Genomic DNA, 20750 nt, shown 5'->3' with positions numbered 1-20750 from the left:
CGCGCCCCCGGCCCGACCTCCCCGGCCCGACCTCCCCGGCCCGACGGCGAGCAGCGACTACGAGTAGCGACGCAGGACGTCGCGGTGGAGGGCGGCGTAGTCGGCCCCCATGCGCGCGGCCGAGAACGCGTCGCGGACCAGGCCGACGCAGTCGTGCGACATCGCCAGCAGCTGCTCGGGGTGGTCGGCGAGCTCGTGCACGGCCTTGACCATGCCCGAGGGCCCGAGGGTTGGATCGACCCGGGCCCCGACCTCGCGCCCGCGTTGATCGGCGGTCGTGAACAGCTCGCGGATCGGCGCCCGATCGAGCGCGACCAGGGCCAGGCCCTCGCGCAGCCCCTCGAGCAGCACGAAGGGCAGGTCGACGCGGCGGTGGACCTCGTCGGCCACGAACAGCTGGATCGCGCAGCGCCGCTGGAGCGCGCCCATGTCCTCGACCTCGCCGTAGAGCTCCACGCGGCCGGCCCCGATCGCGCCCGCGAGCTCGCGGCCGAGGCGGGTCCGCTCGTCACGCTCGATGATCTGGTCCGGGCGGCAGGCGACGATCAGCTTCCACCCGCGCAGCGCCGGCTCGGACAGCGTCCGCGCCAGCTCGATCAGGCGGTCGGCCGCGCCAGCGTCGAGCTCGCCCGCGTAGAGCACCGCCCGGCGCCGCTGCAGCGCCGCCGGGTTCTCGATCGCCGCCGCCCCCGAGACCTCGACCCCTGGATAAATTCGATGGACGCGTTCGGCCGCGACGCCGCTGTGGATCAGGCGATCGCGGGTGTGGTTCGACAGCGCGACGACGCCATCGAGGACCTCGAGCAAGTGCGCGCAGGTCTCGAGCCCGGCGGCGCAGGTCAGGGTCTGGAGGACGGGGGCCGGGCGGTCGTGGCCGCGCCTGCGCCCGCGCAACATCGAGGACGCGACCCCGAACAGCGAGCGCGCCCCGCTGCTCGCGCGCGCGACCAGGCTCGTCGAGCTCGACAGCGGGGCCGGGGTTGCGACGATGCCAGCCGCGACCCGCTCGGTCAGGCGCCCGGGCGCGAAGAACAAATGAACAGGCTGGCGCCGACGCTCGCGCGCGAGCAGGGCCGCGCCGATCGCCGCGCGCTCGAGCACCTCCGCGCCCCGGCTCCCCGGCAAGCGCGGGACCCGAAGCAGGTGGTCGCCGCGGCTGCGCGCACGCAGCGGGCGTCGGTGGTCGCCGAAGTAGTCGCAGGGCCCGTCGGGCAAGGCCGGGATCAGCTCGCGCAAGAGCGCCGGGCCGCCGTCGAGGACCGGCCCGATCACCGGGCGCGAGATCAACATCCAGCGCGTGCTCCTCGGAGGTGCCATCGACAAGCGCAGGGTAGTGCGAGGCGCGGGGAATTCCCACGCTGCGCCTGCACCCGCGCAAACTCCGCGGACCTGGAGGGGGGGCGCGAAATCCGGGTTTTGCCCGGGCGCAGACGGCCGACCCGCGGGGTGCTTCTGGGCGTCGGCGTCGGACCTCGCTCCCGCGCTCCCCACCGGCCCGATCGGCGCCAGGGTTTGACTGGACCGACCGCCCTCCCTATCGTTCGTCCCACGGGCCCATAGCTCAGTCGGTTAGAGCGGCCGGCTCATAACCGGCTGGTCCCAGGTTCGAGCCCTGGTGGGCCTACTCCCGTTCGAACACGCGATCGTCAACTGACGCCCGTGTGCAAGTCCGGGCACCCTCCACCAAAGGCACGAAAGACTTGATGAAGGATCAGATCGAGGCGCTCCACCGCTTGCAGACGCAGGACCGTCGGCTGGTGTCGATCGAGCGCAAGCTCGGCGCGATCCCCCGCCGCAAACAAGAGATGGAGCGCGACCTCGAGAAACTCGAGGCCATGCTCCAGACCGAGCTCGACAAGCTCGACACCAGCCGCTCGTTCCGCATGGATCAGGAGCGGCAGCTCGAGGAGGAGCGCGAGCAGATCCGCAGCAGCCGGACGCGCATCTCCCAGGTCAAGACCCCGCGCGAGCTCAACGCTGCCCAGCGCGAGCTCGACTCGACCCGCCGCCTCGCCGACAAGCGCCAGACCGAGATCGGCGGCATCGACGAAGCGATCGCCGAGGCCGAGGCCCGGATCAAGGCGATGGAAGGCGGGCTCTCGGACCTACGCGAGAGCGTCCGCGCCGAGCTCGAGCGGCTGGAGAAGATCGAGGCCAAGCTCACGCGCAGCTACAAGAAGGCCCGCCGCAACCGCGGCAGCCTGACCGAGAAGATCGACAAGCCGCACCTGCGCCGCTACGAGCGCGTGCGCAAGCGCGGCGGCGGCATCGGCTTCGTCGCCGTCCGCGATCGTCGGTGCACCGCCTGCAAGATGGCCGTGGCCCACCAGACCTACGTGGCGCTGCGCAACGCCGAGATCATCGCGCTGTGCGAGAGCTGCGGGCGGATGCTGTACTGGGGCGGGCTGTTCCCCGACGAGGACAAGCCCGAAGAGACCAAGCCCAAAGCCGCGCCCTCCGCCGGCGAGTAGCGGCCCGCGCGGCGCCAAAGTGCAGGGTGCCTGCGGGGGTCTAAAACACCCCGCAGCCGCGCTCTTCTTCGGGCGGGTAGAGCGGCGGCGGAGCCATCGTGACGCGGGGCGCGAGCTCCTCGCGGTCGTCGCACGAGACCCGGCGAAACACCGTGGGCACGTCGATGTAGCGGCCGCCGTCGTTGTTGATCGACTGGAATTCCTGGATCTCGTGGTCGATCACGCCCGAGAAGCGGTCGAGGTTGTAGCCGAAGCTCCCGTCCACGGAGCACAGCGCATCTTCCATCTTCCAGTTGATGCCCTGGAATTTGACGGTCTCGCCGACGTACTCGCCCCGGGCCTCCATCGAGACGATGTACTGCAGGCGCCCGACGCAGGGCCCGCGGACCTTCTCGGTCTTGGGCCCGTACCAGCTCTCGTTGACGATCTCGCCCTCGAGCGCCGTCTCGCTGCCCTCGACGCGGCGGATCGTGAGCGTGAAGCGACCCCACTCCTGGTACATCTCGTTGAAGGAGTGCGACTGCCACACCCCGCTGACCGGGTCCTTGCACGCGGCGGGCGGCGGGAGCCGGGCGCGCTGCTCGGCGATCGTCGCCCCGCCGTTGCCCGGGAACAGGGTCAAGCTCGTGCCTAGCGCGACCAGCAGGGTCGGTCCGAGCCAAGGTCGTGGGGACATCCGGAGCAGTCTAGCAGCCCGGGCTGCAATGCCTCGCGCCGCCTCGCTTGGCCTTTTCGCCGAGGGCTTTGTCGCCAAAACTTGCAGTACGCCCGGCTGAACAACCCAGCGCGGCCCAGAGCGCGTCACTGTCATGTGTAACGAGGCGCTGTCCGTGCTACATAGCGCGGCGGAAGCAAGGCGGTCGAGAGGCTGAGGTGATCGCGGTCGGGGCTCCCTCGGGAGCTCGCAGATCGAGGAAAGTCCGGGCCCCACAGGGCAGGGTGCTTGCGAAATGCAAGTCGGGGTGACCCGCAGGAAAGTGCCACAGAAAGCAAACCTCCGGCGTTCGCGCCGGTAAGGGTGAAAGGGTGCGGTAAGAGCGCACCGGGCTCCCGGTGACGGGAGTCGCACGGTAAACCCCACTCGGAGCAAGGCCGAACAGGGATGTGTCGCGGGTCTTCGGGCCCGCGACGAGGGGTGGCCCGCCCTATCCCGGGTAGTGCCGCGTAGAAGAATGATCACCACCTGAGGGAGGCAACGAGCTCAGGGACAAAACCCGGCTTACGATCCTCTCGGCCGCCTCGCTTCCACTTTTTTTCCTCACCCCCTCGACGGCTACCCTACCCCCGATGCGTCCGCGCCTACGCACGGCCGCCGCGGTGGCTCACGCCCTCGGTCTGGTCCTGCTGCTGCTCGCGGCGGCGATGCTCGTGACCGGGTTCGTCGGCTGGCTGCTCGGCGAGCCCGCGGCTTTGCTCGCGCGGGCCTTTGGCGCCCCGGCGCTGGCGACCGCGACCGTCGGCGCGCTGACCTGGTGGCGGACCGAGGCGGTCCGCCTCGACGAGGTCCAGGCGATGCTCGTGTGCGGGCTCGCCTGGATCCTGGCCTCGGTCATCGGCGCGGTCCCGCTGTGCGTGCTGCTCGACTCCACGCTCCTCGACGCGAGCTTCGAGATGGTCAGCGGGTTCACGACGACCGGGATCACGCTGCTCGAGGGCCTCGACGCGATGCCGGCGAGCGTGCTGCTGTGGCGCGCGCTCAGCCAGTGGATCGGCGGCGTCGGGATCCTCAGCTTGTTCGTGGCCGTGACCCGGAGCCCGGCCCTGGCCCACCGCTTCGGCGGGACCGAGGCCCACAAGATCCGCGCGAGCCGGCCGGTCCCGGGCCCCTTTCGGACCTTGCAGCTGTTCGCGCTGGTCTACCTCGGGCTCACGATCCTGGTCGCGCTCGGGCTGCTGCTCGGCGGCGTGGGGTGGTTCGACGCGATCACCCACGCGCTGACGACGATGTCGACGGGCGGGTTCTCGACCCACGACGCGAGCGTCGGCTACTGGCGCGACCCGGACCTGAGCGGGGTCAGCCCGCGGTGGATCGAGTGGGTCGTGATCGCGGGCATGGCCGCGGGCGGGACCAGCTTCGTCATCCACTATCGCCTCGCGCGGGGCGAGGTTCGGGCCCTGTGGGACGGGGTCGAGATCCGGGTCTGGTTCGGGCTGTTGATCGCTGTGCTCGGGCTGCTCGTGTTCGAGCAGTGGCAGCGCGGGACCGGGATGTTCGCGGCCGACGGCCTCGTCACGACCCACGCGGCGGGGCCGGGCTGGGCCGCGCGGATCGAGGCAGGCGTGCGCACGAGCCTGTTCACGACCCTCGCGATCGCGACCACGACCGGCTTCGCGACCGTCGACATCGCCGGGCCCTTCTTCGCGAGCACGGCCAAGGCGCTGTTTTTGCTCTTGATGATCTTCGGCGCCTGCGTGGGCTCGACCTCGGGCGGCTTCAAGCTCGCGCGGGTGGTCTTGCTGGCCAAGATCATGACCCGCGAGCTGCGCCGCCTGACGCTGCCCCAAGGCGCGACCACGCCCGTGGTCATCGAGCACCACGCCGTCGACCAGGCCGAGCTCGCGCGGGTCGTCGGGCTCGCGATCGCGTGGCTGGGCCTGCTCGCCCTCGGGACCTTGCTGACGACCCTGCTCTCGGCCCACGACGGCTGGCAGGCCTTCTCGGGCGTGAGCTCGGCGCTCAACAACATCGGGCCCTGCTACATCACGATCCCCGAGATGCGCGCCCTCGACCCCGCCGTCAAGCTGACGTGGATGGTCGCAATGTTGGCCGGGCGCCTGGAGATCTTGCCGCTGGTCGTGCTCCTGAGCCCGCGCGCGTGGACCCGCTAGCAGCCCGTGGTGCAATGCATCGTGTCGCCTCGCGCCGGAATGTTCGCCGAGGGCGCGAAGCCAAAACGCCGCTGTACCGGGCGTACTGCAAGTTTTGGCGACAAAGCCCTCGGCGAAAAGGCCAAGCGAGGCGCCGCGAGGCATTGGACCACGGGCTGCTAGAGTCTGCTAGGGTTCGCCGCGATGTACGTCATCATCGCGGGCGGCGGGGCGCTCGGGCGCGAGGTCGCGACGGCGCTGATCGATCGGCGCCACGACGTGGTCGTCGTCGATCACGACAAGTACGCCTGCGACTCGATCTACGCCGAGATCGGGGCGGTGACCGTCCACGGCGGCGCCACCAACCTCCACGTCCTGCGCGACGCGGGCGGCGAGCGGGCGGCGCTGCTGATCACCGCGATGCCGAGCGACGCCGACAACATCGCCTGCGCGCTGCTCGGTCGCAGCCTCGGGATCGAGCGCATCATCGGGCGGCTCCGCGACGTGTCCTACGCGTCGGCCTACGAGGTCGCGGGCGTCACCCACCTGATCCGATCCACGCGCATGCTCTGCAACCAGGTCGTGCTCCACGTCGAGCACCCGAGCGTCGAGGAGATCGTGTCGATCGGAGACGACGCCGCGCAGATCTTCTCGGTCCCGGTCCTCGCGGGCAGCTGGTGCGCCGGGCGACGGGTGTCAGAGATCGCGACGAATCGGAAATTTCCCCGGGACTGCTTGCTGATCGGGCTGCGGCGCGCGGGCTCGACCTCGCTCGAGATCCCACGCGGGGACACCTGCGTCGGCGTCGGCGACTCGATCCTGGCGATCGCGGCGGGCGGCGACATCGATCGTGCGGTTGCGATCCTGACCCGCAAGGGCTAGCAGCCCGTGGTGCAATGCATCGTGTCGCCTCGCGCCGGAATGTTCGCCGAGGGCGCGAAGCCAAAACGCCGCTGTACCGGGCGTACTGCAAGTTTTGGCGACAAAGCCCTCGGCGAAAAGACCAAGCGAGGCGACACGATGCATTGCACCACGGGCTGCTCGTCCTCGGACTGGTCGGCGCAGGCAAGTCGAGCTTCGCCCTCGCGCTGCGAAGAGTTCGGAGACCATCTTGCTGTGGGATCGCCCCAATCAGAGGCGAGGCGACGAGCTCGGCAGCAAACACTTGTCGACCAAGATCGAAAGGGATACACCGGCCGGATGAGGATTTCTCAGCAAAGCCCGACATCCCCCTTTTTTAGCTTTCTCGCTCCGATCCTTGGCGGCTTTGTGCTCGTCGCGACCGCGTGTACAGGCGGCGCTGCCGACGACGACACCTCGGGGACCTCGGGTACCGAAGAGACCTCGGGTACCGGAGAGACCTCGGGTACCGAAGAGACCTCGGGCGACGCGGAAGTGATCTCGATCGCGCAAGCGCGCGCGCAAAGCGACGGCATGACCGTCACCGTCGAGGGCGACACAACCGTAGCGCCGGGGACCTTCAACTCTGCGACGGGCGAGCTTGGATTCGCCATCCAGGACCCCAGCGGAGGTATCTATATCAAGACCTCCGACGCCATGGATTTCCCGCTCGACACCACCGTGCAGGTGACGGGTGTGCTCGGGCAGATGAACCAATTGCGTGTGATCGAGGCTACCGCTGGGGACATCGTCTCGTTCGACGGTGGACAAACGGTCGCCCCCATGGACGCGGCGACCGGCGACATCGACGAAGACCTCGAGGGGCTGCTGGTCAAAATCAGCGGAACCGTGAGCCAAGAACTGGAAGACGATTCGCCCTATGGGCTCAAGCTCCATGTCGACGACGGCTCGGGCGAAATCCAGGTATTCATCCACCTGGTCGACGAGGTTGGAGTCATCGACACGACCGGGTTGACGATCGGTGACTCGGTCGAGGTCGTGGGATTGGTCGCGCAGTACGAAGAGACCTACGAGGTCGCCCCCCGTCACGCGGCCGACCTCGTCGTTCTTCCCTGAGCGAGAGCGCGCCTGACCACGATTGCATCATGTTCGTGTCTTCGTGCGCGCGGCCGTTGCGTGGTCTACGACGACCGCGCGAACTCCAACTAGGGCGAAGCGACGGCGCGACGGCCTTTCCCTCGCCCTCATAATTGTGCAAAGTTCCGCGGCCGCGGCCGCGGGCTCTCCACAGCTCACGAGGCCGCAGCCTGCCTCACCGATGCTCACATACGAACCGGCCCACACCCACCCTGGCCCGTTTCCACCCATCGGCGCCCCGACGGTGCTGCACGCGTTGCTCGCCCACGCGCGCGAGCAGCCGGATCGGACGGCGCTGACCTGGCTCGACGGGGATGAGGGCGACGGGCGGCGCATCACCTTCGCCGACCTCGCAGACGTGGCGCTGCGCCTGGGTGGCCACCTGCGCGCGCTCGGGTTGCGCGGTGAGCGGGTGCTGCTCCAGTACGCCGACGGCTTCGACTTCCTCCAGGCCTTCCTTGGCTGCGTGGCGGGTGGCGTGGTGCCGGTGCCGGCGACCACCCTCGATCCCTCGCGTCCGGAGCGGACGCTGCCGCGGCTCACCGCCATCGCCGGCGACTGTGGGGCCGCCGCGATGCTGATCGGGCCACAGCTGCACCGCGCGCTGGAGACCGCGCTGGACCCGGCGATCCAGATGTTGGAGCTATCCGACGCTCAGGGGGCCGCTCCCTGCACGGAGCTGCCGTCGCCGGACGACCTGGCGCTGGTGCAGTACACGTCGGGGAGCACCGGCGTGCCCAAGGGCGTGCGGGTGACGCACAGGCAGCTCGAACACACGGTGCGCGACACCGCCTGGTCGGTGGGGATGGGCCCGGACTCGTCGCAGGTCACCTGGCTGCCGCACTACCACGACATGGGGCTCATCTACGCGCTCCTGGGCGGCATCTTCCTCGGCTTCTCCACCTGGGGGATGACGCCCGCCGCGTTCATCGAGCGGCCAGTGCGTTGGTTACGCGCGATCGATCGAGTTCGAGCCACGCACACGGCGGCGCCGAATTTCGCCTATGAGCTGGTGCTGCGCCGCTACGACCCGGCCCGCGACGGGCAGTTCGACCTCTCCTGCCTGCGCTCGGCGATGAACGCAGCGGAGCCGGTGCGAGAGGCGACGCTGCAGCGCTTCCTCGCCGTGTTCGGCGAGCAGGGGCTGCGGCCCGAAGCCCTGATGCCGTCCTTCGGGATGGCGGAGGCGTCGGTGAAGCTGAGCGTCCACTTTTGGGGCCGGCCGCCAAGGGTGGAGCGCTTCGATGCGGCGGCCCTACGTGAGGGGCGCGTGGTGGTGGCCCCGGACGGGGTCCCGATTGTCGCGCTGGGCCAGCCTGGGCCGGGGTCGCGGATGTACATCGTGGACCCGGAGACCCGCGTCCCGTGCAGTCCGGGCCGCGTCGGCGAGCTCTGGTACGAGGGGCCGGCGGTCGCGGACGGCTACTGGAACCGCCCCGACGCGACGCTGGAGACCTTCGGCGCCCGAACCACGGACGGCGCCGGACCGATGCTGCGGACCGGCGACCTGGGCTTCTTCCACGGGGACGATCTCTTCTTCGCCGGGCGGGTGAAGGACCTGATCATCATCCGCGGACAAAACCACCACCCGCACGACCTCGAAGCGACCGTACAAGACGCGCACCCGACGGTGCGCCCGGGGAGCGTGGCGGCCTTCTCGATCGACGGGCCGGACACGGAGCTGCTGGTGATCGTGGCGGAGGTCGATCCCTCGCGCGGGGACGTGGCGGGGTTGCGGCCGGCCGTGCGAGAGGCCATCGCGCTTCGGCACGATGTCCTGGTGCACGCCTTCGTGGCCATCGCGGCGCGGACGATGCCGAAGACCTCGAGCGGGAAGATCCGGCGGGCGGAGGCGCGGCGCCTGTTCCTGGCGGAGAAGCTCTCGGTCCTGGAGACCAGCGCGGCCGGGATGGTCGGGATGGTCGCGCCGGAGCGCGCGGCGAGCGAGATCGCCAACTCCTCGACGCCCGACCGCGAAGGGAGCGGCGCGCAGCAGGGGCTCTTCGGCGCGTTCGCGGAGCTGATCGGGCGCTTGCTGGAGAAGCCGCCGCCGGGCCCTGACGACGACCTCCTCGCCCTCGGGCTCGACTCGCTGACGCTGGTCGAGCTGACGGCCGCGCTGAAGAAGACCTACGGCTTCACGCCTCCCGCGCGGGAGCTCCTCGCGCAGCCTAGCGTTCGAGCACTGGTCACGCAGTATGAGCGCTGGCGCAGGCTCCAGGCGGGCAGCTCGGACGCGCCCGCCGAGCCGAGCCGCCCCGCCGACCCGGGCTTCGCCCAGCTCCAGCGCGGCATCCGTACCGGCGACGACGCACGCCGCTCGCGGCGGCTCCCCGGACCGCTCCCCACCCGCTCGCAGCTCGCCGTCTGGCGCGGACGCATCGCCCCCGGGACGATCTCGCTGGACCAGCTCGGGGGGCTCCTCGCCACCCTTCGCCAGGCCGTCCAAGGCGGCGCGCCGGCCTATCGCACCCCGGATGTCGAGGGGCTACACGCCGTCCAGGCCTACTGCCGCGCGGAGCCAAAGGGGGTCGAGGGGCTCGAGCCAGGCACCTACTACCACCACCCCGTCTACCACTCGCTGCTCGAGCTGACCCCCGAAGCCGCCCTGGACGCGGCTGAGCGAGACGCCTTTGGGTCAGGCGAGCCAGGTGCCTGCACCCTGGTGCTGGCCGCCGAGCGAGAGGCGATCGCGCCGATCTTTGGCGCCTCCGGGGACCGCCTGGCCACGCTGCAGGCGGGCGCGCTGCTCCAGGCGCTGGGCGTCGCGGCCGCAGAGCACGGGCTCCAGCTCACCCTCCTTCCCCGCGCGGACCTGGGCCGCTGCGCGCGCGCGCTCGCCCTCTCCCCGACCACGGTCCCGCTGACCGCCGTCCGCTGCGGGCGTGCACAGGGGGCCCAGGCGAAGCCCGGTGAGCCCGCTCCCGACGCGAGCGAAGAGCCCGTCGAGCCGCCGGGACGGCTCTACGAGCGGCTCGTCTTCGGCGGTGACACCGGGGCCGTGCGGATCGAGCCTTCCCGGCTGATCGCCGACGCGCGGCTCCCCGACGACATCCGCCCGCTCCCCACGCCGGTCCAGGACGCGGCGATCGCTTGCCCCGAGCAGGTCTTCCTCACCGGCGCCACCGGCTTCCTCGGCGCCTTCCTCCTCCGCGCCTTTCGCCACCACACCCGAGCCCGGCTGGCGCTGCTGGTCCGCGCCCCGGACGGGGATCCGGCCGCCGGGCGCGAGCGGATCAAGCAGAACCTGCTCCGCTACCGCCTCCCCGCCGAGGAGCTGCTGGACGGCGTGGAGGTGATCCCCGGTGACCTGACCCGCCCCTCGATGGGCCTGGACGAGGCGACCTGGCGCGGCCTGGCGGAGCGCACCGACGCGGTCGTCCACGCCGCCGCGCCGGTGAGCTGGGTGCTCCCCTACGACCGCCTCGTCCCCGCCGTGGTCGACGGCACGCGGGACGTGCTCCGCTTCGCCGCCGCGGGGCGGCCCAAGGTGGTCCACCACATCTCCAGCCTGGGCGCCCTCGCCCAGATCGAGGGCTACGGCGGCTTCGACGGAGGCCCCGTCCACGAGCACAGCCGCGAGGTGATCGATGCCCCCTACCTACGCCGGCGCGGCTTCCAGCTCGGCTACATCCAGGCGAAGTGGGTCGCCGATCAGCTGGTGCAGGCCGCACAGGCGCGCGGGCTTCCGGTGGTCGTGTATCGGATGCCCTACATCGCCGGGGCCAGCGACACCGGGGCCTGGTCGGCGTCAGACATCATCGCCGCGTCGATCGCCGGCTGCGTGCAGCTCGGCTGGGCCCCGGACGTGGAGGTGGTGCTCGACATGGTCCCCGTTGACTACGTGGCCGAGGTCATCGCCGACCTGGCCCGGCAGCCGCGCGCGGTGGGGCGCAGCTTCCACCTCGCCAACCCGGAGCCGATCCCCTGGCCGGAGGTGGTGGCCCGCCTGATCGCGCGCGGCCACCCCATCACCCTCGAGCCTGCGGAGCGCTGGCTCGAGCGGGTCCGCAGCTCCTCGGTCGAGCCGCTGGTCGCGATGCGCCCCTGCTACGAGAGCTTCCCGCTCGACCGGATCGTCGGCGGCTACCCCGCCTGGACGAAGACCCCTCGCCTCCTGGCCGAGCGGACCACCGGCGCGTTCCTTCGCTCCCCCGAGATCCGCTGCGCGCGCGCGGCTGATCTCTTCGATCTGTGGCTCGACTGGCTGCAGCAGACCGGCAAGCTGCCGGTCCTCCCGAAAGGCAACCCATCATGACCCCAACGACCTATCAACTGAACAAATACGAGCGCTACTTCCAACTCCTCGACACCGACAAGAGCGGCACCATCGACTGGAACGACTTCGCCCAGACCGCCCGCTTCATCCGCGACGACCGCGGCTGGACCGACGAGCACGCCGGCTACAAAAGCCTCCTCGCGGCCATGCAGACCTTCTGGACCGAGCTAAGCCAGCGAGTCGACACCGACGGTAACGGCCAGGTCGATCGCCAGGAGTGGCAGCAGTTCTACGCTCAGGTGAACGACGAGATCGGCCGACTGGGCAAGGTGCCCGCCTGGGCGATGAACGTGGTCCACGGCTTCCACCGCGTGCTCGACCTCGACGGCGACGGATCGATCTCCCTCGCCGAGTACGAGCTGTGGCTGCGCGCGCTCGGGGCCACGGTCGACGCCTCGGCGGCCTTCAAGCGGCTGGACCTTCGCGGCACCGGGCGGCTCGAGATCGACGAGCTCGAGGAGCTCTACTCCCAGTGGGTGATGAGCAATGACCCATCCGATCCGGGCAACGTGCTCGTGACCGGCGAGTCTGGCGACCCCGCGTAAGACGCCTCTTCGCGTCGCGCGTCCTTCAGCGCCCGGGTTCCAACACGGTGGACCCGGGCGCCCCTCGGTCTGTAGGTCGATCCAGATCCGGCCAACGCGAGCGCGCCGTCCCAGCTGCGAAGGGCTGAGCTTGGGGGTCCGCTCGAGTCAGCCGGGTGGCGGAACCGGGCTGACGTCGCCGGGGATCGGCAGCTCAACGTCGCCGTAGACCGTCTTGTCCTGCTGCGCGACCTCGTGATCGAGGTCGATGATGGTGCTGACCTCGATGCCGCCACCGCCATAGGGGGTGCCCTGTAGACCGTAAACGACGTCGGGCGTGTAGAAGTCGAGTGCGTCGCCCGTCATCCACACATAGCCGTTGTCGACGAAGTCGTGATCGACCCCGCCCGTCGCGCTATAGGGCAACAGTTCGCCGACGATGTAGGTGGTGCCTTGCGAGACCCACTCGCCATCTTGATAGTCGTACTCGAAGGTCGTCGACTGGTGTGCGCCGGTCTGCATGTCGCCGCTCATCGTTCGTTGGGCGATGAGCATCCAGCCGGAGTGGGCGAAGCTGAGGTCCGAGACCGGCTGTGAGCCCGGGCTCATGAACTCCATCTTCGCGGTCCCAGGATCGATGATGCCGTCGTCGCCTTCGTAGGCGACCGACCAGACCGAGTGGTCGTTTGAGTTGCCCCAGATGCTGTAATACAGCCGGCCGGCGTGGGACTGGACCGCCCAGGGGCGTTCGCCCCGCGGCACGAATTGGCCGTCGGGCTCACCGGGGTCATTGGCGGGGCCGATCGTCACGTCGCCGGTCGAGTGCTTGTAGGTGCTGACGATGTCGCCGTCCATGTCGATCTGGTAGATGCGGCCGTCTTCGTGGTTGGACACGTAGAAGCTCTCGCTGACGCAGTCGTAGTTGATGTTGCCGAACGCGGGACCGCTGTTGGGCAAGGTCGCAAAGACCGTGATCTCACCGGTGACGCCGTCGATCCGCTTGATCTCGTCGGGCGTCGGGTTGGCGCCCCACACCGTCGTGGCCGCGAGGTAGATGTTGCCGTACGAGTCGAGCGTGAGTCCGAAGTTCTTGCCGAGCGCCCCGGTCAGCGTCCACTCGGGTCGGTGGTAGAGCGGCGCGAGGTAGTTCATGTTGGGCGGCGGCGGGTCGCCCGAGATGTCGACGATCGTCAGCGAGAAATTGTTGGGCGGCCCGTCCCAGTTGTTGTGCGTGACGATCGCTACGGTCCGGTCGAGGAAGTCTGCATAGGCAGGGTCTTCGAACGCGGGGAAATTGCCGGATGCCCCGTAGGTCTCGGATGAGCGGCACGAGCCGGGTCCGAAGCCGCCTTGCCCCCCACCGGCGTCGCCGACCGGCGCGAGGTCGAACTTCGTGTTGCCGGTGTCGGCGTCGCCATCACCGTCGCCGGGGTCACCATCGCCATCGCCATCGCCATCGCCATCGCCATCGCCATCGCCGTCGCCGGTATCGGCATCGCCGTCGCTGTTGCTGCCCGCATCAGCGCTGCCCGTTTCAGCGCTGTTGGTGTCGAGACCCGCCGTGAAACCACCCGCGCCGCCATCGTTGGGGCAGGCGGTCAGGCACAGCAGCGGGATCAAGGAGAACATGAAGGGACGATTGGATGCAGCCATGAAATACCTCCTCAGCGAGGAATGGCGACCCTAACACGATCACCACCGCGTGCGGGTGGTGCTGGCAGGAGCCCGCCCCGACCTCCGACCGGGCACGACGGCCTGGGTGAGGCATCCAAGCCGCCGGGCACGGCGCCGTACGCTCCATCATGACTTCGACCGCAACAGTGCCACACCCCCGCATAACGCGAAGGACCTCTTGACAGGGTGCGCAAACCCCGTGCAAACTCTAGCCTGAGAAAGACACGCATGGCTGCCGGCAGGAAAGACGAACTCCAAACCATTTCCACAGCAGATCGAGACGGCGGCTACACCCAGTCGGGGGGAGGCAACCACAACCAAAACAGTGGCGACTACAACCAATCGGCCAGTTCCATGGTCGAGCGTGGCATCCTGGACGTTGTCACTCTGTCCAAGGTGCTCAAGAGTCGAAACAGCTGATCACAGTGTTGCGCTCGCGTCGTGCACGACTCTACGTCGAAGCGTTGGCCACTGGTTGGCTGGCGATGGCGTCCGTGGTTGCATGCGACCACGCTCGGGTCGCGTCCGACACCCCCGCAAATCGGGCGCCGGCGGAAGAACAGCAAGGATTCGCTGCGACGCTCACCCGAGAGGGCGACGTCTGGATCGTTCACTACCGGTTCTCCGAGCCACAGACAGCTCTGCTGTTCGACACGGCGCACGGGGATTATCGGACGTCGTACTGGACGCCCTTGGACGAGGGAGTCCAACTGGAGAACCTCGACGGCCTCGACGGGCTGTTTTTCGAAGTCCCCGCACAAGAGGTTCGCCTGCAAATTCGGCGACCGAGCTCGCGCGTAGCCGGTACACGGCCGTTTTTGAAGTTCTCGGACAACAGCCTGGCTTTCTATTCTGGACAATTGGCGCTGCTCACCGTCGACAGCCGCGTGGCTGCTGAGGCCCTACATGGAGATTTGAGCCTGTGGCATGGTCAACAACCACCGGTATTCGTAACATTTGAGGCCAACGGGCCGATCGTGACGGATCGAAGGGAAACGCCCGAGCGGGTGACAGTGACTGCACACCTCGGCGCAGGGCCCTATATTTACGACGGTCCGATTCCTGTAATTCGCACCGACGCGTCGATCATGGTGGTCGACCCCGGCCTGCCGGAGTGGCTACGCGTCGGAGTCCCAAAAAACCTGGCCGCAGTGGACGAGGCACTCAAAGGTCGCTGGCAGACTGACATCCCCGATGCGGTAAATCTGCTCGCGTGGGAGGGTCCCGGAGAAGAATGGCACAACACCGGGCGGGCCGAGGGCTCGCAAATAGCGATGTCCATCCTGGGAACTCGATACCTGCAGCCAAATCAAGAGGTCTTGGCAGACCTCATCTGGTTCTTCGCGCACGAGCGAGCGCATCACTTCCAGTTGCGTCCCGGGGTCCCTATCGAGGAGTGGCCGCTCGAAGGCGCGGCAGACATGATGGCGACCATCGTTCTTGCGGACCTCAGCCTAATCGACCAGCGTGGGCTGCAGCGACGATATGCTCGCGTGCAGCACCAATGTGCGCAGGAACTCGCTCAGGGGCCCCTCGACCAACTCCAAGGCGCCCACGCGTGCGGCGAGTTACTCTCGCTCGGCACCCTGAATATCATCCCGAACCATGATTTCTTTGGGTTCTGGCGTGACCTGCTAGCGGGCGCCGAGTCCCAGGGCGCGAGGGTTGACACCTCGTTCTACCTCTACGTTCTGCGCAAAGAGGGGATCGACGAGACGATCCTCGCCGCGATTCAGCGATTCACAAGCGAGTCGCACACCGATCCAGACACGGCGACGATCGAGCTGTTGCAGATCTTCGGTCTCGAGCCGATTTACGAGCGAGAAGCGGGCCTCCAGGCGCTGGACATCGTCCTACCGCCAGAACAACCATGATGACTGAGCAAGCATCGAACGATCTGCGCGCACGCGGGAACTGGAACCCGGCGGAGCCCGATTCAATCGAGTGCCTTCAGATCGTCTACAAAGTCGCCGAGCGTTGCAACATCAACTGCACGTACTGCTACTACTTCAACATGGGCGAAGACACCGCCCTCTCGCGTCCCGCGAGGGCGTCGGTCCGCCTCACCGAACAGCTTGGAGACTGGCTCGCCCACGGATGCGCTGAACTGGGAGTCACGCGGGTCAAGATCGCCTTCCACGGCGGTGAGCCGATGCTCGTGCAACCCGCGGTCTTCGACAAGATGTGCGCCACCCTTCGTCGCAAGGTCGCCCCCGTAGCGCACATCACCTTCTCCATCCAGACCAACGGCACGATTCTAAACCAGCACTGGGTTGACTTGTTTCGGCAACACGAGGTCACCGTCGGCGTCAGCGTGGACGGAAAGCGCGAGGCACACGACCGTCATCGACTCGATCACGCCGGTCGCTCGACCTTCGCCGTCACCGAAGCGACCATTCGCACCCTCGTCGACTCTGCGGCCGGCGACCCCGCACGCCTCCCGTCGACGATCAGCGTGATGGACCACCGTGTAGACTACCATGAGTCCTACACCTATTTCCGCGAACTGGGGGTCGAGTCCATGGGTTTTTTGTTGCCCGATCGAAACGCCGACGACACTGAGTTTCGCGCGAGCGGGCATGCGGCCAAGTACGGTGATCGCATGTTCGAACTGTTCGAGTCATGGCTGGCCGAGGACAACCCGCGGATCCGGATTCGCTTTATCGACAATGCGCTCCGGCATTTCCTCGTTGGCGTAGCGCCAGGCCCCGTCGTTCGGCCACGCAAGGATGTTCAGGTGCTCATCGCCCGCAGCGACGGCACAGTCACAGTAGACGACTCGTATATCCCTGCACTCGAGTGGTACTCCTCGACCGCGGTGCACCCGATCGCCTCCTCTACGGTCCGCGAGGTTCTGTCCGATCCGATCTTCCTCGAGATCGAGTCTTTGAGTCACGAACTCCCCGAGGCTTGCCGCTCGTGTCGCTGGCGAACGATCTGTCGGGGCGGGGATCTCGAGAACCGCTACACCCGGCAGACGGGCTTCAACAACCCATCAATCTACTGCGACTCGTACAAAGTCTTCTACGCCAAAATGTGCGACCTGCTGCGGCAAAACGGCTACCCTGCAGAGGAGATCGCAAGGAGGTTCGGTGACAACTCCGACAACGTTCTCCCTTGACTGGCTGTTCTCGCCGTTCTCTGTCGACGAGTTCAGCGCGAAGGTGTGGCAAAAACACCCAAGCTTGCTCGCAACCAAACGGCCAGGATATTTCGATCCACTGTTCAGCTTCCGGGACCTCGAGTTGGTGCTCGAGTACGGCCAGCCAAAGCCGCCATCAATTCGTCTCGCATCGAGTCGAGCCAGCACAGCTGTCGAGGTTCCCTTTGGGCGAGGCGGACGCCTGGACATCGACCGAATTCGACGACTCTACGCTAACGGCCACACTATCATTGTCAACAACGTCCAGGACTACTCGCCTACGGTAGGGCTGCTCATACAGTCCATGCAAGAGCGAATGAGCTATCCCGTCGAGGCCAACGCATACCTAACCCCACCGGGAGCGCAGGGCTTTAAGCCTCACTACGACACCCACGACGTGATCGTGGCCCAGGTTGCGGGCAAGAAGCTCTGGCGCGTCTACGGGGCAGACGCGGCCTGCCCGCTGCCACAACTGACCAACGGAGATCCCTTTCGGCGGGAGAAGCTTCCGCCCCCGGATAATATCCAACTCGAACCTGGGGACGTGCTTTATATCCCACGCGGATGGATTCACGAGGCTGAGACCGAAGACGGTTCATCCTTGCACCTGACGTTCGGAGTTCACGCGCCCACAGGTCGGGACCTGCTGAGGACAGCGATCGACGCGCTCTGCCGTGTTCACCCGGAATTCCGTGCCCCCCTGCCATTCGGGTACCTGCGGCGGCCGGTCGACTTCGATCAACTCAGCTCAGTCCTCGACAGGCTCATCGAACTGGTGGGGACCGACGGCTCCGCGGAAGCCGCCTTTAGCCTGCTCGAGGATGATTTTATCAGTCGTGGGCGCAGCGCGGGCACCGGTGAGTTCGTTGCATCGATCGACGGCCTACAGGCTCTCGCCCCCAAAACTCGACTGGAGCGAAAGCGCCACCTGCATGCGCGGCTTGTCCCGACGCAGACGGGGATTGGACTGCAGTTCTGTCAGTCCCTGCTGCAAGCGCCTGACGAATATCGCGAGGCGATGTTGTTCATCCTCGACGCCGACGGTCCATTTTGCGTGGAGGACTTGCCCGGGCTCGACGCCGAACAGCAGACGAGCCTCGCTGCGAGTTTGTTGCGTGATGGTCTCCTGCGGGTGGTCCGCCTCAACGACTCCGAGTGATGCCAAGGTCCAGCATCAAGGGGCGAGCCCAAGAGCCCGCGGTGCAACCCATGGTGGTGCAACCCATGGTGTCATCTCGCGCCGGAAATTTTTGTCGAGGGCAGTTGGGTGCGAACTCGCGGTGCTCGCCTCCACCTCGAGCGAGCTCGAGCGCGCCTTGGGCCGCGGGGAGGTCGAAGGGCGAGTTCCGAGAGCCCCGAGCTGGCCTGAGCTCGCGCCTCTCACGCGTTCCAGTTGCCGCAGAAGAAGCCGAGCGGCGAGCGCAGGGCCAGGCAGGAGCTCTGCTACGATCCCGGATGTGTCACGCGAATACAGCATGACCCAAGCAGCTCGCATCACCCCGGCCTTGCTCGGCCTCGCCCTGATCGCGTGTCGCCCCGCTCCCCCCTCGGCCCCGGCGCCGGCGCCGGCGTCCGCGGCGATCAGCGTTTCGAACGCCGTGCTGCCCCTCCCCGCCCAACTCGAGCCTGGCGAGGGTCTGGTCCGTCTGGCCGAGCCGGTCGGGATCCACGTCACGGGGGACCCCGCCGAGGCGCTCAGCCCCGCCCTGACAGCCTGGATCGAAGAGCGGCGCGAAGAGGGCGACATGATCTTCGCGCCCGCCGGCTCGGACGAGGCCGCGATCTCGATCGAGATCGACCCGGCGCTCACCAATCCCGAGTCCTACGAGCTCCAGTCTGCCGACGGCCAGGTCCACGTCCGCGCCGCCTCGCCGGCCGGGGCCTTCTATGCCCTCCAGACCCTGCGTCAGCTCGTGCATGACGCGGGCGACGAGGTCGTGGTCCCCGAGCTCGAGATCTCTGATGCTCCGCGCTTCTCCTATCGCGGGCTCCACCTCGACGCGGCCCGACACTTCTACGGGGTTGAACAAGTCGAGCGCTACATCGATCTGATGAGCCGCTTCAAGTTCAACACCTTCCACTGGCACCTCACGGACGACCAGGGCTGGCGTGTCCCGATCGACAGCTACCCGCGCCTGATCGAGGTCGGATCGTGTCGGGCACAGACGGTCGTCGGGGATCAGCTCGACCCCTATGTCGGCGACGGCACGCCCTACTGTGGTCACTACACCAAAGACGAGATCCGAGAGGTCGTCCGCTACGCCGCCGAGCGCTTCGTCACCGTGATCCCGGAGATCGAGCTACCTGGCCACGCCACGGCCGCGCTGGCCGCCTACCCCGAGCTCGCGTGCAGCGAGGGGCCCTTCGAGGTCGGCACGACCTGGGGCGTCTTCACCGACATCTATTGCCCGAAGGAGTCGACCTTCGAGTTCCTCGAGGCCGTGCTCGCCGAGGTCGTGGAGCTGTTCCCGAGCCGCTACATCCACATCGGGGGCGACGAGGCGCCCAAGCTCCGCTGGCAAGAAAGCGAGGTCGCGCAGGAGCTGATCCAGCGCGAGGGCCTGGCCGACGAGGATGAGCTCCAAAGCTACTTCATCCACCGGATCGAGTCCTTCCTGCGCAGCCATGATCGCAACATCATCGGGTGGGACGAGATCCTCGAGGGGGGCCTCGCGCCCGAGGCCACGGTGATGTCGTGGCGGGGCACGGCCGGGGGGATCGAGGCCGCGCGCATGGGCCACGACGTGATCATGACCCCGGTGAGCCACGTCTACTTCGACTACTACCAGGGGCCGCCGAGCCAGGAGCCGCTGGCGATCGGAGGCTACATCCCGCTGGCGCAGGTCTACGCCTTCGAGCCCGTGCCGAGCGAGCTCTCGCGCGAGGAGGCGGGCCACATCCTCGGCGCCCAAGCCAACCTCTGGACCGAGTACATCTCAACCTGGGACCACGCCGAGTACATGGCCTACCCCCGCGCCCTCGCCCTGTCGGAGGTCGTATGGAGCCCCGCCGAAGCCCGGGACTGGTCCGACTTCCTCACGCGCTTGCCCGCCGCGCTCGTCCACCTCGACCACCTCGACGTCAACTACCGCGTCCCCGATGTCTACGGGCTCGACGGCGATCAGCTGACCTTCGACGATGAGCTCGAGATCGAGCTGGCCGTGCCCCTCCGCGACGCCGAGATCCGCTACACCCTGGACGGTACGGACCCAGGCGAGGGCCAGGGCCAGGCCCAGGCCAAGAGCGAACGCTACGAGGAGCCCCTGCACCTGAGCTTCACGGAGCTCGGGCAGTCGATCACGGTCTCGGCCCGCGGCGTGTTGCCCGACGGCCGCATGACCAAGCTGGCCCGGGCGACCTACACACGCACGAGCCTGAGGCCCGCGGCCGAGCTCCCCGCGACCAGCCCGGGGCTCGAGCGAGCCGTCTACGAGGGGCAGTGGAGCTCGGTCCAAGAGATGCTCGCGACCGAGCCCGGGGCCAAGGACGTGGTGCCCGCGCCCGAGCTGGGCGGGGACGAAGGGGAGGACTCCTTCGGCTTCGAGTTCACGGGCTGGATCCGCGTCCCCTCCGACGGCATCTACACCTTCGTGCTGATCTCGGACGACGGCAGCGTGCTGTGGATCGGAGACCAGATGGTTGTCGACAACGACGGCGTCCACGGTCCGGCGAGGGAGGAGGGAGCGGTCGCCCTCGCCGCGGGCGCTCACCCCTTCCGCCTCGCGTTCTTCCAGGCGCAGGACGCCAAGCGCTTGCAGGTGGGCGTCTACGGGCCGGGGTTCCCCGAGGCCGGCCTCGTCCCCTCCGCGTGGTTCGTGCGGCCCCAAGAGTGAGCGCATACCGACCGCGCGGCC

At 68.0% G+C, this 20750-nt stretch carries 14 protein-coding genes, 1 tRNA gene and 1 other RNA gene; 13 read left to right on the top strand and 3 right to left on the bottom strand.

What is annotated here, in order from left to right; genetic code table 11:
• Positions 1-57: 57 nt before the first annotated feature.
• A complete protein-coding gene (locus ENSA5_RS18830) occupies positions 58-1317 on the bottom strand; it encodes a glycosyltransferase family protein (protein ID WP_146155863.1) in 1260 nt (419 codons plus the stop codon).
• 233 nt (positions 1318-1550) lie between these two features.
• On the opposite strand from ENSA5_RS18830, the gene ENSA5_RS18825 reads away from it, so the two are divergent.
• Both ENSA5_RS18825 and ENSA5_RS18820 read left to right on the top strand, forming a co-directional pair.
• A tRNA-Ile gene (locus tag ENSA5_RS18825) sits at positions 1551-1624 on the top strand.
• 79 nt (positions 1625-1703) lie between these two features.
• On the top strand, positions 1704-2471 hold the full coding sequence (locus ENSA5_RS18820; protein WP_106393061.1) for a zinc ribbon domain-containing protein: 768 nt from the start codon (positions 1704-1706) through the stop codon (positions 2469-2471).
• A gap of 40 nt (positions 2472-2511) precedes the next feature.
• Here ENSA5_RS18820 and ENSA5_RS18815 read toward each other — a convergent pair whose 3' ends face one another.
• Positions 2512-3147, bottom strand: a complete 636-nt coding sequence (locus ENSA5_RS18815) for a hypothetical protein (protein ID WP_146155862.1) — start codon at positions 3145-3147, stop codon at positions 2512-2514.
• A gap of 184 nt (positions 3148-3331) precedes the next feature.
• On the opposite strand from ENSA5_RS18815, the gene rnpB reads away from it, so the two are divergent.
• From rnpB to ENSA5_RS18785, 6 genes are all read left to right on the top strand, one after another.
• Positions 3332-3709: RNase P RNA component class A (gene rnpB / locus ENSA5_RS18810), an RNA gene on the top strand.
• A 49-nt stretch (positions 3710-3758) separates the two neighbouring features.
• Entirely contained in the window at positions 3759-5300 is a 1542-nt protein-coding gene (locus ENSA5_RS18805; protein ID WP_106393059.1) for a TrkH family potassium uptake protein, read from the top strand.
• A 183-nt stretch (positions 5301-5483) separates the two neighbouring features.
• Positions 5484-6161, top strand: a complete 678-nt coding sequence (locus tag ENSA5_RS18800; protein WP_106393058.1) for a potassium channel family protein — start codon at positions 5484-5486, stop codon at positions 6159-6161.
• A gap of 39 nt (positions 6162-6200) precedes the next feature.
• Positions 6201-7256, top strand: a complete 1056-nt coding sequence (locus tag ENSA5_RS39265; protein WP_258182920.1) for a hypothetical protein — start codon at positions 6201-6203, stop codon at positions 7254-7256.
• A 202-nt stretch (positions 7257-7458) separates the two neighbouring features.
• On the top strand, positions 7459-11535 hold the full coding sequence (locus ENSA5_RS18790; protein WP_106393057.1) for a thioester reductase domain-containing protein: 4077 nt from the start codon (positions 7459-7461) through the stop codon (positions 11533-11535).
• Positions 11532-12101 carry an EF-hand domain-containing protein gene (locus tag ENSA5_RS18785; protein ID WP_106393056.1) on the top strand — a complete coding sequence of 190 codons (570 nt, stop codon included), beginning with the start codon at positions 11532-11534 and terminating at the stop codon, positions 12099-12101. Before ENSA5_RS18790 ends, ENSA5_RS18785 begins: the two co-directional genes overlap by 4 nt.
• A gap of 147 nt (positions 12102-12248) precedes the next feature.
• Here the strand turns inward: ENSA5_RS18785 and ENSA5_RS18780 are convergent, their stop codons facing one another.
• Complete coding sequence (locus ENSA5_RS18780; RefSeq protein ID WP_146155861.1) at positions 12249-13733, bottom strand: hypothetical protein; 1485 nt, start codon at positions 13731-13733, stop codon at positions 12249-12251.
• A gap of 249 nt (positions 13734-13982) precedes the next feature.
• Here ENSA5_RS18780 and ENSA5_RS36110 point away from each other — a divergent pair, with 249 nt between their 5' ends.
• From ENSA5_RS36110 to ENSA5_RS18760, 5 genes are all read left to right on the top strand, one after another.
• Positions 13983-14174 (top strand): hypothetical protein, encoded by a 192-nt coding sequence (locus ENSA5_RS36110; RefSeq protein ID WP_146155860.1) that lies wholly within the window; start codon positions 13983-13985, stop codon positions 14172-14174.
• A 44-nt stretch (positions 14175-14218) separates the two neighbouring features.
• The gene (locus ENSA5_RS36105; RefSeq protein WP_146155859.1) at positions 14219-15628 is read left to right on the top strand and encodes a hypothetical protein; all 1410 of its coding nucleotides are present in this window, start codon (positions 14219-14221) and stop codon (positions 15626-15628) included.
• Positions 15625-16875, top strand: a complete 1251-nt coding sequence (locus tag ENSA5_RS18770; protein WP_106393053.1) for a radical SAM protein — start codon at positions 15625-15627, stop codon at positions 16873-16875. Before ENSA5_RS36105 ends, ENSA5_RS18770 begins: the two co-directional genes overlap by 4 nt.
• Positions 16847-18055, top strand: a complete 1209-nt coding sequence (locus tag ENSA5_RS18765; protein WP_181197911.1) for a cupin domain-containing protein — start codon at positions 16847-16849, stop codon at positions 18053-18055. The genes ENSA5_RS18770 and ENSA5_RS18765 overlap by 29 nt, the downstream gene beginning before the upstream one ends.
• A gap of 298 nt (positions 18056-18353) precedes the next feature.
• A complete protein-coding gene (locus tag ENSA5_RS18760) occupies positions 18354-20729 on the top strand; it encodes a family 20 glycosylhydrolase (RefSeq protein ID WP_181197910.1) in 2376 nt (791 codons plus the stop codon).
• The last annotated feature ends 21 nt before the right edge of the window (positions 20730-20750 follow it).

It is taken from the genome of Enhygromyxa salina (assembly GCF_002994615.1).
GTDB lineage: Bacteria > Myxococcota_A > Polyangia > Nannocystales > Nannocystaceae > Plesiocystis > Plesiocystis salina_A.
This window is presented reverse-complemented; position numbering and strand designations above follow the sequence as displayed.

Bases quoted from the DNA above. Each gene is read 5' to 3' on its own strand.
- ENSA5_RS18830 (WP_146155863.1), bottom strand. From the start codon at position 1,317: ATGGCACCTCCGAGGAGCACGCGCTGGATGTTGATCTCGCGCCCGGTG.
- ENSA5_RS18820 (WP_106393061.1), top strand. From the start codon at position 1,704: ATGAAGGATCAGATCGAGGCGCTCCACCGCTTGCAGACGCAGGACCGT.
- ENSA5_RS18815 (WP_146155862.1), bottom strand. From the start codon at position 3,147: ATGTCCCCACGACCTTGGCTCGGACCGACCCTGCTGGTCGCGCTAGGC.
- ENSA5_RS18805 (WP_106393059.1), top strand. From the start codon at position 3,759: ATGCGTCCGCGCCTACGCACGGCCGCCGCGGTGGCTCACGCCCTCGGT.
- ENSA5_RS18800 (WP_106393058.1), top strand. From the start codon at position 5,484: ATGTACGTCATCATCGCGGGCGGCGGGGCGCTCGGGCGCGAGGTCGCG.
- ENSA5_RS39265 (WP_258182920.1), top strand. From the start codon at position 6,201: ATGTTCGCCGAGGGCGCGAAGCCAAAACGCCGCTGTACCGGGCGTACT.
- ENSA5_RS18790 (WP_106393057.1), top strand. From the start codon at position 7,459: ATGCTCACATACGAACCGGCCCACACCCACCCTGGCCCGTTTCCACCC.
- ENSA5_RS18785 (WP_106393056.1), top strand. From the start codon at position 11,532: ATGACCCCAACGACCTATCAACTGAACAAATACGAGCGCTACTTCCAA.
- ENSA5_RS18780 (WP_146155861.1), bottom strand. From the start codon at position 13,733: ATGGCTGCATCCAATCGTCCCTTCATGTTCTCCTTGATCCCGCTGCTG.
- ENSA5_RS36110 (WP_146155860.1), top strand. From the start codon at position 13,983: ATGGCTGCCGGCAGGAAAGACGAACTCCAAACCATTTCCACAGCAGAT.
- ENSA5_RS18770 (WP_106393053.1), top strand. From the start codon at position 15,625: ATGATGACTGAGCAAGCATCGAACGATCTGCGCGCACGCGGGAACTGG.